The sequence below is a fragment of the Erysipelatoclostridium sp. An173 genome, assembly GCF_963931465.1.
GTDB classification, from domain to species: domain Bacteria; phylum Bacillota_I; class Bacilli_A; order Erysipelotrichales; family Coprobacillaceae; genus Thomasclavelia; species Thomasclavelia merdavium.
In genome coordinates this window covers 1,382,287-1,399,067 of the sequence record NZ_OZ007017.1, presented here as the reverse complement: position 1 = coordinate 1,399,067, position 16,781 = coordinate 1,382,287, and the positions used below count along the sequence as shown (strand labels likewise).

The 16,781-nt window shown below is 32.6% G+C and carries 18 protein-coding genes; all 18 read left to right on the top strand.

The window, feature by feature from the left end; translation table 11 throughout:
* The first annotated feature begins 85 nt into the window (after nucleotides 1-85).
* Nucleotides 86-487, top strand: a complete 402-nt coding sequence (locus ABGT36_RS07075) for a single-stranded DNA-binding protein (protein WP_346677409.1) — start codon at nucleotides 86-88, stop codon at nucleotides 485-487.
* A 75-nt stretch (nucleotides 488-562) separates the two neighbouring features.
* Nucleotides 563-766, top strand: a complete 204-nt coding sequence (locus ABGT36_RS07070) for a hypothetical protein (RefSeq protein ID WP_346677407.1) — start codon at nucleotides 563-565, stop codon at nucleotides 764-766.
* 2 nt (nucleotides 767-768) lie between these two features.
* Entirely contained in the window at nucleotides 769-936 is a 168-nt protein-coding gene (locus tag ABGT36_RS07065; RefSeq protein WP_346677405.1) for a DUF2493 domain-containing protein, read from the top strand.
* Nucleotides 937-1,237: 301 nt separating this feature from the next.
* Entirely contained in the window at nucleotides 1,238-2,368 is a 1,131-nt protein-coding gene (gene dnaN, locus ABGT36_RS07060) for a DNA polymerase III subunit beta (protein ID WP_346677403.1), read from the top strand.
* Nucleotides 2,369-2,370: 2 nt separating this feature from the next.
* Entirely contained in the window at nucleotides 2,371-3,033 is a 663-nt protein-coding gene (locus ABGT36_RS07055; RefSeq protein ID WP_346677401.1) for an HD domain-containing phosphohydrolase, read from the top strand.
* A 339-nt stretch (nucleotides 3,034-3,372) separates the two neighbouring features.
* On the top strand, nucleotides 3,373-3,960 hold the full coding sequence (locus ABGT36_RS07050) for a hypothetical protein (protein WP_346677399.1): 588 nt from the start codon (nucleotides 3,373-3,375) through the stop codon (nucleotides 3,958-3,960).
* 14 nt (nucleotides 3,961-3,974) lie between these two features.
* Nucleotides 3,975-4,442 (top strand): hypothetical protein, encoded by a 468-nt coding sequence (locus ABGT36_RS07045; RefSeq protein WP_346677398.1) that lies wholly within the window; start codon nucleotides 3,975-3,977, stop codon nucleotides 4,440-4,442.
* 221 nt (nucleotides 4,443-4,663) lie between these two features.
* Nucleotides 4,664-5,781, top strand: a protein-coding gene (locus ABGT36_RS07040; RefSeq protein WP_204245297.1) for an IS3 family transposase whose coding sequence is annotated in 2 segments (ribosomal slippage) — nucleotides 4,664-4,943 and nucleotides 4,943-5,781 — 1,119 coding nt in all. Because the reading frame shifts where the segments join, the coding sequence is not laid out codon by codon here.
* Nucleotides 5,782-5,833: 52 nt separating this feature from the next.
* Nucleotides 5,834-6,208 carry a type II toxin-antitoxin system PemK/MazF family toxin gene (locus ABGT36_RS07035; RefSeq protein ID WP_346678631.1) on the top strand — a complete coding sequence of 125 codons (375 nt, stop codon included), beginning with the start codon at nucleotides 5,834-5,836 and terminating at the stop codon, nucleotides 6,206-6,208.
* A gap of 88 nt (nucleotides 6,209-6,296) precedes the next feature.
* Nucleotides 6,297-8,603, top strand: coding sequence for an ATP-dependent RecD-like DNA helicase (locus ABGT36_RS07030; RefSeq protein ID WP_346677397.1), 2,307 nt, complete (start codon nucleotides 6,297-6,299; stop codon nucleotides 8,601-8,603).
* 66 nt (nucleotides 8,604-8,669) lie between these two features.
* Nucleotides 8,670-9,296 (top strand): hypothetical protein, encoded by a 627-nt coding sequence (locus tag ABGT36_RS07025; protein WP_346677395.1) that lies wholly within the window; start codon nucleotides 8,670-8,672, stop codon nucleotides 9,294-9,296.
* 64 nt (nucleotides 9,297-9,360) lie between these two features.
* Nucleotides 9,361-9,657 (top strand): hypothetical protein, encoded by a 297-nt coding sequence (locus ABGT36_RS07020; protein ID WP_346677393.1) that lies wholly within the window; start codon nucleotides 9,361-9,363, stop codon nucleotides 9,655-9,657.
* A 25-nt stretch (nucleotides 9,658-9,682) separates the two neighbouring features.
* Nucleotides 9,683-10,933, top strand: a complete 1,251-nt coding sequence (locus ABGT36_RS07015; RefSeq protein ID WP_346677391.1) for a transposase — start codon at nucleotides 9,683-9,685, stop codon at nucleotides 10,931-10,933.
* Between the two features lie 801 nt (nucleotides 10,934-11,734).
* Nucleotides 11,735-13,396 (top strand): DHH family phosphoesterase, encoded by a 1,662-nt coding sequence (locus tag ABGT36_RS07010; protein ID WP_346677390.1) that lies wholly within the window; start codon nucleotides 11,735-11,737, stop codon nucleotides 13,394-13,396.
* Nucleotides 13,397-13,626: 230 nt separating this feature from the next.
* Nucleotides 13,627-13,965, top strand: coding sequence for a hypothetical protein (locus tag ABGT36_RS07005; RefSeq protein ID WP_346677388.1), 339 nt, complete (start codon nucleotides 13,627-13,629; stop codon nucleotides 13,963-13,965).
* Nucleotides 13,940-14,359, top strand: coding sequence for a hypothetical protein (locus ABGT36_RS07000; protein WP_346677386.1), 420 nt, complete (start codon nucleotides 13,940-13,942; stop codon nucleotides 14,357-14,359). The genes ABGT36_RS07005 and ABGT36_RS07000 overlap by 26 nt, the downstream gene beginning before the upstream one ends.
* 144 nt (nucleotides 14,360-14,503) lie before the next feature.
* Nucleotides 14,504-16,357, top strand: coding sequence for a transglutaminase domain-containing protein (locus ABGT36_RS06995; RefSeq protein ID WP_346677384.1), 1,854 nt, complete (start codon nucleotides 14,504-14,506; stop codon nucleotides 16,355-16,357).
* Nucleotides 16,326-16,604 carry a hypothetical protein gene (locus tag ABGT36_RS06990; protein WP_346677382.1) on the top strand — a complete coding sequence of 93 codons (279 nt, stop codon included), beginning with the start codon at nucleotides 16,326-16,328 and terminating at the stop codon, nucleotides 16,602-16,604. Before ABGT36_RS06995 ends, ABGT36_RS06990 begins: the two co-directional genes overlap by 32 nt.
* Nucleotides 16,605-16,781 lie beyond the last annotated feature (177 nt).

Sequence of the window (16,781 nt, the reverse complement as noted above, 5' to 3'; positions counted from 1 at the left end):
TCCAATAGTTCGGTAAATATTGGGCAGATGATAAAATATAATTGTATAAAGTAAGAAATCTAAAAAAGAAAAGGAGAAACAAATTATGAACAGTGTAACATTAAGTGGAAGATTAACTAGAGATCCTGAATTAAGAACAACAGGCAAAGGTAAACCGGTAACAAGTTTTACAGTAGCAGTAAATAAAGATTTTGGAGAAGAAGGTGCATACTTCATTCGATGTATTGCGTGGAACAAAACAGCTGAATTTGTAGAAAAATACTTTAAAAAAGGTTCAATGATTGGTGTAGTTGGAAGAATCACTACAGGAAGCTATACTAAAGACAGTGGTGAAACAGTATATACTACTGATGTTGTAGCTGATAGAGTCGAATTCATGGAAAGCAGAAAAGCTGCTGCTCATGTAGAAAAAGCTGAAACTGAAGATGATACAGAAATTAAGATTGATTTTGATACTGATCAATTGGATAATGATATTGTGTTTTAAGAGCCTCTACAAAATAGGGGTTCTTTTCTGAAAATATATATATTGTACAAAACTTTAAAAGGAGAACATTAAATTATGGCAGTTAGTGAATTTGATTTAAATACCTTCGTTGCAATGGTCGGGACCGATTATTTCAATGATAAGGTAGTTAGTTATGATGGAAAAGAATATACCTTAGATGAAGCATTTAGAGAAAGACTTGAACTTTTTGCAAAACACATCAGATATGATCCTGAGACCGGTATCCAGAGCAAAGTCATTGAACTTGTTGATTATTAAATATGAAACAAGTTGTTGCTGGATGTCGAGATTATAATGATTATGATAGAACTAAAAAAATACTTGATCAGTTCTATAATAAGTTTAAAAATGATCTTATAATCTTATCAGGTGGAGCCAAGGGTACTGACAGCATTGGCGAAAGATATGCTAAAGAAAACAATCTTTAGCTACAGGTTTTTCCTGCCAATTGGACCAGGTATGGGAAAAAGGCCAGACCAATTCGTAATGAACAGATGGCCAAAGCCTGCAATGCTGTTCTTGCATTTTGGGATGGCAAATCTAAAGGTACAAGATCCATGCTAAAACTTGCTAAAAAGTATAATAAAAAAAAATATATAATCAAAATATAAGGATAAGATACCAAAATTTTAATGGTATCTTTTTTTCTTAACGAATTCTCCTATCATTCGGAAAAACGTACTATTTTTGTACAATATGCTTGTAAAGATAATACGAGGAGGGAAACACATGAAAGTAAAATTATCAACAAAAACATTTGTAAAAGAACTAGATAAAGTAAATCTTGCTATTGATGCAATGGTACCATTACCAGCATTAAAATCTATCAAAATGACAGTTGATGAAGATAGCATTACATTACTTTCAAGCAATACAGATATAACAATTCAGTCAGTGTATGAAAGTGATGACCTGGAAGTAATTGAAACAGGAGAAGTATTAGTACCTGCATTAATTTTTAGTAATATTATTAAGAAATTAAATGACGAAAATATTACTGTAACGATGGAAGGAACAGTTCTTACTGTAAAAGGTAAAAAATCTAAATATCAGGTCAATACCATTAGAGTAGATGATTATCCTAATATTGATATTTCAAATGATGGAACGGCATTCGATATTGATTCTAAACTTCTGTCATCAATTCTGGGAGAAACATCATATGCTGTATCAAAAAGTGAAATAAAACCGATTTTGACAGGAGTAAACCTGGTGTATTCTAAACCCAATAAAAGACTTATCACTGCTGCTACAGATGGATATCGATTAGCTAAAATCAAAACAGATATTACATCAGATGGTGATGATTTTAATATCATCATTCCGGAAAAAGCAGTTAAGAAAGTGTTAAAGATCATTAAAAATCTTGATGATGATAAAAATTTCAAAATGACGGTATCATTAAAAAAAGTATCGATTCAGACCGGAAATATCTTAATAATTTTCAGACTTGTTGATGGAAGTTATCCTGATACCAACCGGCTTGTTCCTAATTCATTTAATACAGTGGTCGAAGTTGATAAAGGATCATTGATTGAATCTATAAAACGTGTTTCACTGATTGCTAATGATCAAAATGAAAATTATGTAAAAATTACACTAAAAAATAATACACTAATCCTTGAAACACGTACATTGGAAGTGGGTAACGCACAGGACTTCATTTCTGATGTAAAGGTTTCTGGAAAAGAAAAAGAATTTGAAGAAACATTCAGTGTCAGATTCATCCTTGATGCTTTAGCTAATATTAGTTCTGATGGTACGGTACACCTCTATAGAGTTGGAGCACTAAAACCTTATGTATTTAATGCTCCTGAAAAAAAAGGTATTCATCTTATTCTTCCTGTGAGGGCACATTAAGAATGTATTCATTTGAAGAAATAATCGGACATCTCATAAACAAAGTACCTGAAGAATTAACAGGACACTCTAAATTTCTGAGTGTCCTTGCTTATATAGTTGCTAAGCAATTAAAAGAAGACCATCCCGAATTAAAACTGGATGACCTGTTTGCTGACCACATGAAAATTGCATCAAAATTACACGATTTAGGTAAAATAAATATCGATAAAAATATTCTTAATAAACCAGATAAACTTACAACGGAAGAATACAGGATAATGAAAATGCATACTGTTTATGGTCTGATGGTTCTTACCGAAATGACAAAAGGAATCAGCTTGGATATAAATGAAAGAAAACTGTTTACCATATGCAAAGAAGTAATTCTTTTACATCATGAACGAGAAGATGGAAGCGGCTATCCAATAGGTATCAATAGAATTCCGCTTTCTGCTCAAATTATGGCTGTAGTTGATACTTATGATGCTTTAACTACCAACAGAGTCTATCATAACAAAGTAACAAAGGAAGAAGCACTAGAAATTCTGGACCATGATGACGATAAATATAATCCAATGGTCGTTGATTCGCTAAAAAGAGTTCTTGCAAAAAAAGATTTTGCTGAGATAGTCAATAACCCACCACTTAAAGAAGTGGGGCTATCCTGCTCATATTGTAGATGAACTAATTTTGATATAATCAGCAAAAATTTTTAAAACTTTTTTCGAGAATGTCTTATGTTATTTTTTTAATCCTGATACGCTATACTTGGATAGGATGACTACTATCCAATACTGGCCAGTAACTCATTATAATGTCATTAATGATGTGTTCCTGTAGCGTAAGAACACAACTTTCTCCGAACTGCTTTAACATATAATACTTTTTGTCAATATAATCATGATTGTGTCCATTTGTTAGATATTGCATTTTTCTTTAATATGCTGATTATCTAATTATTTTGTATCATAATAATTACTGGCTGGTTTTTTAAATATAAAAAAAGGAGTGTATATCTATATATGTCAAAAAAACACAAAATCTTAAGAAAAATAGTTATGATTGCTGGGACAGCATTTACGATTGCTGGTTGTTCAGGAAACAGTACATCTAATTATCTTGATGATACCAAAACATATGATCTAACAGCACCTTCCTATACGATGGAGGTTCCAGCTGATGCAGAAGTGTCAAAATCATATAATGCAGATTATTATATTCTAAAAGAAAATGATAAAGAATATGGTGTCATTGTAAGTACAAACACTAATCCTGATACAGTGGCAGAGCTTATAAATCTAAATAATATTTCAGGTTATTATCGCAGTGACAGAACAAATGCCATCGCTACTGTCTATGGTTCAGGAAGTGACCTTGAATTCAGTGATAAATATACAGAAACTACAGCTGGAGGATATGATGCTATGAAATCATCAGGAAAAACATCAACTGATAATAATATCACAATCAGTTATGTATCATATGATTTTTTCTTAGATAGTGATGGTAAAGTACCAGCTGAAGTATTTGTTTTTTCTCAGGAAAATGATACTGATGCTTTGGATGATCTTGCTAATGAAGTTATCGATAGTATCGAATACAACGATTAAAGGTGGTGCAAAGGTTGAGTAAAATATTATCCAAAAAGAAAATTATTGCTGGTGTGTTAGGACTATTCGTTATTGTAATCTTAATTTGTATAATTGTTTCAGTATTTACAGGAAAGCCCGAATTATCATATGCAGACTTCAAAAAAGATGTGGAAACTACATTATATACACAATCAGTAGAGTTCAATGTAGAGAAGACATCTAATAGTGATGGGACATATACATATACGCTATCACCAGCAAATGATCAAGGTGCTGAGTTCACTGTTGAAACCGAACAGGATTATAGCGAGACTACGATAACAGGAACAAGATATGAGTTTGAAATGGTCTATGATGATTATACACCGTTCACAGATTATATTTATGTTACTGAACTAGGTAATTCTGATAATGATGAACACTACAGCAAGATCATTGGAATGGATTATTCTAAAGAAATGCGTGATTATTATGACCGTTATTTTAAGGAAGTCGAATAGAATTGGGCTTTATTCTTTCTGAATAAGCCCTTTGTTTTTGCTAAAAAAATAATAAATATCGAGAGGAGAGTTTGATAATAAGTGACAAAGCACAAAACTTATAACAAGAACAGAAATAACTATTCAAGCTATACATATGAAAAAATGGATAGGTTACACTAAATTGGACAGTTTCTAAGAGAACTGTTACAATTTAGAAAGTAAAAGTGAGGTAAACTAAAATGGCAAGAGAAAGAAGAACCTATAGTGATGAATTTAAACAAAAAATTGTAGAATTATATAATAGTGGTAAACCTAGAGCTGAATTGATTCGTGAATATGAATTAACTCCTTCTGCTCTATCTTCATGGATTAATAAGTTTAACTCTACCGGTTCATTTAATATCGAAGATAATCGCAGCGATGCAGAAAAAGAACTTATTAAACTTCGTAAAGAAAATCAGCGATTAAAAATGGAAAATGATATTTTAAAGCAGGCAGCGCTGATTATGGGACGAAAATAAATATTATCATTTCCAACGCAGATAAATATCCAATCAGCGCTATGTGCAAATTATTAGATATACCTAGATCGTCGTTATATTATAATCGCAATAATAATTTAAAAAAGAAAAAATCCAATGATCATGATTTAACTGATTTAATAAAAGAAATATTTAAAAATAGTCGAAACAATTATGGTTCAAGGAAGATCAAAGTGGAATTAGCCAAGCGCGGCCATATCGTCAGCAGAAGAAGAATCAGACGTATCATGAAGAAAAATGGCCTGGTATCCAGCTATACAGTAAAGCAGTATAAACTACACAAAACAAAATGTAATAATGACAGTATAGATAATAAGCTTAATCGGAATTTTAAACAGGAAAAAAGAATGAAAGTAGTTGTCAGTGATCTGACATATGTTAATGTAGGTGGCAAATGGAATTATATATGTCTTATGTTAGACTTGTATAACAGAGAGATTGTAGGATATGCAGCTGGAAAAAATAAAAATGCCGAACTGGTTGAAAAGGCACTTTATTCAATAAAATATGATTTAAGTAAGATAGAATTGTTTCATTCGGATCGCGGAAGTGAATTTAAAAATGAAGAAATTGAAAAAGCACTAAAAACATTTAATATAACCAGATCACTAAGTACAAAAGGATGTCCGTATGATAATGCGGTAGCTGAAGCAACATATAAAATTATAAAAACGGAATTTGCATTTAATAAAAGGTTTGATAGTTTAGAAGAGCTGGAACTGGAATTATTTGATTATGTAAACTGGTATAATAATATCAGGATACATGGTTCACTTGATTATAAAACACCTGTTGAATTTAGAATGTTCTCATAGAAATTGTCCAAAAAAGTGTTGACAATCCAAAAGCCATACTGATGAAAAAACAATTAAAAAAATTAATGAACTAACAAAAAATAATAAATATAAAAGAGGAGATGTATATTATGCAGATCTTTCACCTGGTATCGGTAGCGAACAAAGCGGTATGAGACCTGTTGTCATCATTCAAAACGATATCGGTAATACAAATAGTCCAACTCTGATTATAGCTCCAGTATCGTCTACGATAAAAGCATATATGCCTACTCATGTTGATATTCCTGAAATAAAAAAAAGAAAAAGCTGCTGTCTGCTTGAACAGATAAGAACTATTGACAAGAGCCGTATTCGTTCGAGACTGATATGTCGTCTTAAAAAGGATACGTTGCACAAGCTCGATGAAGCTATTGGAATCAGTATTGGGATAAAAAATAGTAATTAATTCATTTTAATCTAAAAATATTTCTAATTATTCGGTTTCAGTTTTTTTAATGCTACGATAATTATGATCAGAGAAAGGAGACAATATCATGCAGACTATGTTCAGAAATGAATCCAATTATAACAGCAATACATATGTCTACAAAGGAACTGTAAAATACAGGATCTTTGAAGCAAAAGACAGTAGTTATCGTGTGCTAAGTGTAAAGACTATTGATAAAAAGACGATTACAGTTACCGGCAATATTGGTGATATCAGTTCAGGGGTGCTTTATGCATTCACTGGTAACTGGGAAAAAAGCAAATATGGTTTACAGTTCAGATGTTTAGATGCCAGTGTCGCTTATGATGACATCAAGTCAAAAGAACAGATAATTGCATATCTGTCATCAAGACTGTTCGAAGGTATCGGTGAGGTCATGGCAAGAAAGATATATGATAAATTTGGTAGTGATTCTGTACATATCATCGAAACTGAACCTGAAAAATTGATTGAAATCAAAGGAATCACAAAAAAGAAGGTAGAAAAAATAAAAGAATCTTTTAAAAAGAATATGCAATACCGTGAACTCACCATCCTGCTTAGAAAAGAAGGTGTTACTGATAACATGATAGACCGTATCTATGAAAAATATGGTACTAACTCTATGTATGTTGTCAAAGAAGAGCCTTATCGTATTGCTTATGATGTAGATGGATTCGGATTTAAACGTGCTGATAAGATTGCTCTTGCAATTGATGAAAAGAAATATACCAGTTCACAAAGATTACAGGCAGGTATATATTATGCGCTTAGTCAGATTTGCTCAGCTACCGGTAGTCTATATGTAAAATTTACCCAACTTGCAGATGAATCAAAAAAACTTCTAGATACTAATTATAGTCTTGGATATATTACTGATAAGATGATAGATGAATGTATCAGTGATCTATGCCGTGATAAGAAGATTATCTTAAGAGATGGAGGTTTTTATCCTGCTAAACTTTATTACAATGAGAGAGAATCGACCAAAGCACTTGTAAGATTGCTTAAGGCTAGACCTTTTCATGAATTTACTCGTGAGCAAGTAAAACAGGAAATCAATCTTGTTGAAACAGAAATAGGAATCACATATGAAACCGAACAGGTCAAAGCAATCATAAATTCGCTTGTGAACAATGTCAGCGTAATTACAGGTGGTCCAGGAACTGGTAAAAGTACCATCATCAATTGTATCCTGAAAATATATAAAAGATTGACAAAAGTGCATAACAATGAAATCGGACAATGTGCTTTTGCCGGTGTTGCCGTAAACAGAATTACTGAAGTTACTGGAATGGAAGCTAAAACTATTCATCGTACATTGATGATTGATGGCAGAACACATAAATTCAAATATAATCGTGAAAATAAATTACCATATAAACTTCTTATCGTAGATGAAATGTCAATGGTAGATCTTAATATCTTCACATCACTGATTACTGCGGTCAAAGAGGGATGTAAGGTTATCTTTATTGGTGATGTCGATCAGCTTCCTTCGATCGGACCAGGCAATGTATTAAAAGATATGATAACATCGGAAAAGATTCCTACTGTTATGCTCAAAACGATATTCAGACAAAGCAAAAATTCTAACATCATTAATAATGCGCATATAATCAATAATAATAATGGAACGATCAAAGCTGGTGATGATTTCCAGATGATACCTGTAAGTGATGATTTGGGAGAAAAAGAGGTTTTCGATATTATCGTAAAAACATATGAAAAATGTATGGAAGATTATAATGATGTAATCGTACTTTGCCCTTGTCGTACCCGTGCTCGTGTTGTCTCATCTGAAAGTTTGAATGATGAACTGTCCAAATCAGCGAATCCTGATAATCAGGATAAGGTCATATTTAAAAAAGGGGATACTGTTTTTCATAATAAAGACAAGATAATTCATATAAAAAACAATTATGATAAAGATGTATTCAATGGTGAAAGAGGCTATATTGATAGATATTACAAAGATGAAGAGGGAACAACTGCATATGTAAAATTCGATGATAAAAATGTAACTTATGATAGCCCACTAGAACTGGAACTATCTTATGCAATGTCTATACACAAATCTCAGGGCACGGAAAGCCAGTGTGTCATAATCCCTATCATCAAACAAAATATATTCCTGCTCAATCGAAATCTTATATATACAGCGGTTACAAGAGCTAAAGCTAAAGTAGTAATCATTTGTCATAAACAGGCTTTTGTATTGGGTTGCCAAAAGACTAATCAGAATTGCCGTTTGACTAATATGGAAAATGATATTCGCATTTTCTATAATACTGGTGATCTTAAGGATTATGCTGAATTTTCTGAAAAAGAACTGAATGATGTAATTAACGGAAAGATGGAAGAGGTTTATTAGCTTTTTCCTGTTTTCCGTTTCCTATGTATTATATATAGATATTAATAAGGAAGAGAAGTGATAGTAATGGAATTTAAAACAGTATATGAAACAATAATTGAAACCAGAACCGGAAGACCTTCTGATGAAGAGAAAATGCTTATTGGTCAACTTTGCATGAAGTATGATACCAGCAATCAAATAGCACGTTCAAGAAAATATATCTATATTATCAATGATATTCTTGATCAGATTAACACCTGTGATGATGAAGATAGAAGATCTTTACTTGAATCGGCTAAAAATCGTGTATCAAAATGTCTTAAAGAATACCGAAACAAATCATATTATCATTATATGGATCTTATTGAACCGGGTGTAAATAAGTTCATCGACAAATACTATGGTGTTCGCCCAGATGATGATGTTTTCGTATGCATCTATCTTATCTTTTTGAGAGATAAATATAAAATCGAAGGTGAATTAAAACATTCAGAAATCAATGAATCTGATATTGCCTATCGGTATATGAAAAGAATAGTTAGCGGCCAGGAAAATATCATGTTAAATGTTCCTGTATCAGAGCTATCAAAAAAAGATAAAGTCGTTTACGATGACTTCAAAAACAAGTATTCACTGATATTTGATGAAATGCCATTTTTCAATAAAGACCTTATTCTGAATAATTATTTCGAAAAAAATAATGGTATATAGTTCCAATTATTCGGATAAAAGAACAAACATGTTAATATCATTAACGTGGAAAGGAGTAGTTAATATGGACAATGTATCGATAAGACTTGTTAAAGAACGAACACTGGTTTCTAAAAAGAAAATACGAACCCCAAAAGATGCAGTAGAAATTATTGCACAGGAATACAAATATCTGGATCGTGAAGCATTATTTTCGGTCAACCTTAATACACACAACCAGCCGATTAATTTTATAAAAATTGGAATTGCAAAACCCCATTCCTTTATGGTGTGGGGATACGCAATTCCTTTCTTTTTAAAAAAAATATTTTTGTGTTTCAAATATTCGATATTAAAACTCAATTTTGTAAAATATGTATGATGATAAGAGAAGGAGGTGAAACCAAATGTATCAGACCATAAAACAGCAGCTGAAACACCTGACAAAAAAAGAATTCACTTCATTATGCGAACTGGCTCATTATTCAAAGAACCTGTATAACCAGGCCTTATATAATGTCAGACAGAAATACTTTGAAGATGAATCATTTCTTAGATATGAAGATAACTATAGGCTGATTAAAGACAGCCCTAATTATAAGATTCTTAACTCAAACATGGCTCAGCAGATACTGAAAAAAGTTGATGGTTCAATGAAGTCTTTCCTTGAACTGAAAAAGCTGGCTGTCAAAGGTGAATATGATCCCAAAAAGGTCAAACTGCCTCATTATCTGGAAAAGGACAGTTTCTTTACACTGATCATCGGTTTTATTCGTTTCAAAGATAATAAGCTGATCGTTCCATATTCAAGGGAATATGCCAAAGATCATGACAAGATAACTATCACAGTACCACCTGTACTGAAAGATAAGAAGGTCAAAGAAATCAAGATTGTACCAAGATATGATGCAAGGTACTTTGAAATACATTATTCATATGAATCTGAATGTATTCAAAGGGAACTGGACAGAACAAAAGCACTTGCAATCGACCTTGGTGTAAATAATCTGATGACCTGCGTAACCAGTGAAGGCAGATCATTCATCATCGATGGAAGAAAGCTAAAATCTTATAATCAGTGGTACAACAAGGAAAATGCCAGATTACAGGGCATCAAGGATAAACAGAAATATGGTGACAAGCTGACAAAAAGACAGGTTCAATTAGCCAAAAAACGTAATAATCGAGTCAATGATTACATCTATAAGGCATTATGGAAAGTAATCAGATTCTGTGATGTTCAAAACATCGGAAGGATCATTCTGGGTTATAATGATGATTTTCAATTGAATTCAAATATCGGCAAACAGAACAATCAGGCTTTTGTCAATATCCCATATGGAAAACTAAAAGAAAGACTGGAATATCTATGCGAACTGAATGGTATCGAACTAATCATTCAGGAAGAAAGCTATACATCAGATTCATCATTCTGGGACAAGGATTATCTTCCAGTGTTTGGAGAAGAAGGTAACTGCAATATGCGATTCAGTGGCAAAAGGATAAAAAGAGGCGTATACAGACGCTGGAACGGAGATGAGCATAATGCTGATGTCAATGGGGCATTGAATATCATGCGTAAAAGTAGAGTTGTGGACATGAGTGTCCTATACAGTAGAGGCAAAGTGGACGTGCCTGTAAGAATAAGGGTTGCCTAGCAATAGGTGGAAACTCAAATACCAGACTTCTTAAATGGGATGCATTGCACCCTAGAAGCCCCATACCTTTATGGTCTGGGGTAGTTCACAACTGCTTCTCTTGGAGATATTGAAAAAGTAGAATTTAATCCAAAATCTATTTTGAAAGCTGCGCTGCTTTCTAATGCAAATTCTATACTACTGATACATAATCATCCTACCGGTGACAGTAAGCCATCTAAAGATGATATAGAAGCAACTCAATTGGTAGAGATGGCCTGTAAAATTGTCGGAATTAAAATGTTTGATCATATAGTAATTGGACATGACAGCTACTATTCGATTGTAGGTAATGAAGAATTCAAATATAGAAAGGACTTATAATATTGACTTGTATTGAAACGTTGAAAAACAATAAGAATCTTATGCTGATAAAATACTTAATTATGATGATAGCACTTCAAGTGATTTACATTATGCTGTCTTCAATGATACCACAGATGGAACAGGCAGAATATATTATCAGTTTTGACAGGATAATAATATCTGTGCTGACTGTATTTGCTGAAGAATTTCTGTTCAGATATCTAATTATTGGCAAAATAGGGAGATATTCTAAATTATCACTTATAACATCAAGCTTGTTATTTGCTCTTATGCATACTGATATCAGCAATCTTGTTTTATACTTCATTGCGGGAATGATAATCGGTAAGCTGTATGAAGATACAAAAGATATCAAATATCCTATAATTTTACACTTGCTTAATAATTTTCTGGTAATCATAATGACAAATTTCTAAAAAGGAGAGTGGAATACATATGACAAAGATCAATCTTGCTTCGTATTTTCAAGCACAGGGATATGGAAAAGAACAATATCAATACATAAAAAATCCGCCTGAAATGAATGATAAATGGCGACTTAATGATATCAAAAAAGCTATCCAGCTTATTGATAAAGCTAGTAAAATCACTATCATTGGTGATTACGATACTGATGGTATCACTGCAACTACTATAGCTTATCTGGGGCTTAAAAAAGCTGGTAAAAATGTTGAATTCTACGTTCCAAATCGTTTTACCGACGGTTACGGATTAAATATCAATCTAGTGAAAAAAGCTCATGTAAATGGTTCTGATACGATTCTAACGGTCGATAATGGAATCGCTGCGTATGATGCAATAAAAGCAGCAAAAGATGAATATAATATGACAGTTATCGTTACCGATCATCATAATATTAAAAGAATTCCACCAGCAGATGCAATCGTTCATCCTGCAATGGGAAATTATCCGTTTGCAAACATCAGCGGCTGTCAGGTTGCATATAAGCTTATTATGGCTTTATTTGAAACTCATGATATCAGCGACGAAGACCTTGAGCGTTATTTTCTTCAGCTTTCATCTATTTCGATCGTAAGTGATGTCATGCCTGTCGCCAGTATCAATATGGATGTCAATGAAAACAGAAAATGGCTTATTGATGGACTTAATTCGCTAAATACAGCTCCTGACCAACATTTTGTTCGCCTCGCACGTCATTTTGATTTCATGATATTTGATGAGACAGTGCTTGGATTCTATATCATCCCTTGTATCAATGCTGTAGGCCGTCTTGCAGATGCTACTTTTGCAGTAAATTATTTTATCTGTAATGACCGGGGAAAGATTTATGCCATGGCTTCTAAGATGTATGCTCTTAACGAAAAGAGGAAAGAGCTTGTTGATGTACAGCTGAGACATTATAATCCTGTATATTCTCCAGAGAAAAAAGCAGTTTTCGTTGTTGGTGATGATATTCATGAAGGAATAGCTGGATTAATTGCAGGTAAACACTCTTCAGGACTCGGTACAGTTTCATTCTGTTTTACCAGGGTAAAACAGCCTAATGGTGATGTATTTTACAAAGGAAGCGGTAGAAATGATACAAGTGCTCATCTTATTGAGGATATACTTAATTGTATCCCTGAAGGTATCATAATAGGATATGGAGGTCATAAGGATGCCTGCGGTTTATCAATCAAAGCAGATAGAATGAATGATTTTATCAGATATGCTGGTAAATTTGCTGATGAAAAAGCTGTTTCTAATGTACCTTATATAATCGACACTGATGATGAAAGCTTTCTTCAGGTAAGCAAACTAGTAAGATCTTTCAAGCCTTTTGGTAACGGATTTACAGCACCAGTAATCAATACTGATGTTCGTCTTAAAAACATTATGACGACGCTGAGCGGCTGTGTAAAAGTAACAGGGGTTATCGGTGATACTAGAATAGATATCTGGTTAAGAGAGGCTAATTCTAAGTTATATGAACGGCTAGAATCTATTAAGGACACAAAGACTTTTCCTTCAGGTGCTGTAACTTATTATCTTAAAAATGAGCATATGAATGTAACTATGGAATTAGCTTATACACCTAAAAAAACAGAGCAAAAATTTGAAATGTCATATAATGGATTAAAAGCGGATTTTGCTTAATATACAATAACATTGGCTAGAAAGTAGACATCGGAACATAATACATCAAAAACGTTTTCCAAGCTTCGTATAGTAAATATTGTTCTAGTTGTCTGGCAATGTCCGGGATTGTCATGTACTTTCAGATGACGGCGTGTGCTGGGGCTATGTCATCATAACTTTTAAAGAAAATGAACCTTGTAACAAAACAGATTTTTTGTCAAATACAGAATTAGGGAGCATTTTATACTATGAAAAAATTTGAAAAGAAATATTCATCAAAAATGGTATTTGAATTCAATGAGAAAATTCTAAAGGAAACATCTGGATTAACAGTGGGTGAAGCATATGAAATTATTGAACATGAAATGAATTTTTCTCGCTTCCCAGATATGGTCAAAAGAATAGAACAGGGAATATACGTCACAACAACTGATGATATTGGAATGCTGGGAAGAGTGTGCAGTCGAATGCCTATGTTCCATGACTGGTTCCTGCCATCTTTAACAAAATGGTTGTGGATATTTGATGATCATACAGAAGATTGTTTGCAGGAGAGTCTAATTGAAACCCCGAAGATCAAACAATGATTACCTAAGAGATAAAACCAGAACACATAGGCGAGCAATCGCATTTGACCTTGATACAAATTATCTAAAAGAGCTGTTTTGTAGAAACTATACTAAAGCGTATCGAGATATCCAGAAAATCATGCTGGATGCTGGATTCTCTAATAAGGAACATAGTGTATACGAAACAGCCTTTTTGTGTTCCAATTATAAAGTTGCATGTACTCTCAATACTTTGCTGACAAAACTTCCTTATCTAAATAAAGCAATAAAAGATATTCGTGTCTATGACATAGATGACAGAGTGCATGTATTTAACTCTTTGCTGGACGAGAATGATAAATCATTGAAAAAATTCGAAAATACATTGATGATAAATAATAATGAAAAAGATATCTCAGAAGATTATTTCTAGTTAAGCTGTTCGTGCAGATGATTGCAGGAGCAGTTTTTTTATAAAAATTGGAATTGCAAAACCCCATTCCTTTATGGTGTGGGGTAGTTCACGCATTATATTGCATACTATCAAAAGCTTTGAACGATGAATTCTCGAACTGGTATGAAATATAATGCTTTTTATTTTTTGATTCAAAAATCTGTAATTATGTCTGTCGATTTATTTTTTGACAGACATATTTTTTGCCTGCTCCCGGAATTAGCAGGCATTATTTTTTTACAAAAAGGAGCTGATAATTTAATGATCATTCATGATAGAAATGTACTTCGATTAATAGCAAATGAGATCAAAGTAAACAACAGAGAATTTAATCTGCGTTTACCTGAAATTACTTCTTACATCGTGCCACAGGAGTACCCGGATATATTTATAAAAAAAATTCGTGAATTTGTTGTTGATATCAATACCTCAAGATTAGATGATGCTGAACTTAACCATATGATAAATGATCTTTCTATCTTTTTGCAGGAAGCTGACAGGATTGACAGCTTTGGACTTATTACATCTAACGATGATTCCAATAAAGGAAATATCTGCATGAAATTATTGAGACATCTCAATACTACTGTATCAAACATATATATCAGAAATGTAGAAATAAATAACACAAAAGGTATTTTTGAAAGATTCAATGAACTTTGCTCTCTTTCACTAATTAACAATAATCTTAATGACGTTGATTTTTTGAATGATATTCCTAAAGAAGTTTCAATCAATATATACAAGAACGGTCGTATTTATCACACTTGCAATGAAAAATTAACATCTTATATCATTGATACCAATCACAAAATCAAATCTGATATCCTGGAGCTGAATGAAATAAAAGGTCTTGCTAAGGGCGAAAAAATTAGCCTCGATATATTTGCTGAGTGTTATGAATCGATTAAGAACAGTAATCTGGAAAAGATAAGAGTAGAGGTACTTGATAAACCTGATGAAGCACTGTTAAGACGTTTGAGCAGGATATCTAGCGATATGGCATTGCATAAAAATATATTTATCAGAGGCAATTATGAGGATATAAAAAAACTGGTTAATAGATGCAACATAACCAACAACTGCTATATAAATATTAACAAGATAAGTGATGTATCCAATATGTTTCTTTTTACCAATAAAAATATTAAAGGTATATATATCAATAATCCTTCAGGTGGCAATTCTCAAAAAGCAATGTACAGGGTAGGGGATTTTATCAGAATAAAGGATAAGATCAATGAAATAAAAAATGATATCCTGCCTTTGTTTAAAAGTTCTCTAAATGAAAAGGAAATATTTACCAGATTGTACTTTAAACTGGCAAAAGAAATCGAATATGATTTTGATGCAGTTGCTCTGGAAAATAATAATGATTATACTCGTTCATTAATCAGCAGAAATATGATTGGAGGTCTTTTTGAAAATAAAGCTGTATGTGCCGGATATGCTGATATCCTAAAAAATGTGTGCAGTGAACTGGGAATAGAGTGTCACTATGTACAGGGGTTTAAAAAAGACGGCATAGAGGGTCACAGCTGGAATATTGTTAAACTTGATAACAAGTATTATAACGTAGATCTAACATGGGATAGAAATTATATCATTAATAATCAAAGACCAAAATTCTTTCTTAAGTCTGATGCTGATTTTGATCATGAAAGTTACAGCGAAGCATTGACCGTCACCAATATCTGTTGTGAAGGATCGCTTGATACAAAAGAACAGGCTCTTTTATATGATTCTTTAAATCTGAATATGAAACAGATATTTGGTCGTCAGATAAATAAGATAGGTGCTATCGTTGAAAGGTATATCGCAAAAAACAAAGACATAGTTGCATGCAGTTATGACAAACAAGTTATTGAACATAAACAAAATTCAAGGTACAATAATTGTAAGGAATTTGAAAACAACGTTGATAACTCTAGGGAAGGATATTTTAATGATGAAAAAGGACATGAACTCGATATCTGATAAAATAAGCCCTGAAGCGTTTCGAGAAGCATATATCATCCTTACTGAAACAGGTCTGATCCATTTGTTGCCTCGTAATGAAAGACGGTTGATTGATGCCAATATGGAGCAGTCACATACCATTGATTTTGATTTTACCAGTTTCAATGAAACTGACTGTGAAAAAGACAGCGAGGAACTGGTAAAAGTGATAATGCCTGAAACAGTCGAGCTTCTAGCTTATTATTATGTAACTTACCTTTCTTAGTTTTTGTTAATTATAGAATCATGCTGAAATGCACTCTGTATATAGCTTACAGGGTGTTTTTTTCTTTTTTCGAATGATAAATCTGTGATATTTATGTTATTAAAATTTTTCAAACTTTTTTTTAGTTTGTACAGACAGAATTTAACTTTATGAATAAAATCTTACTTAGATAGTGAT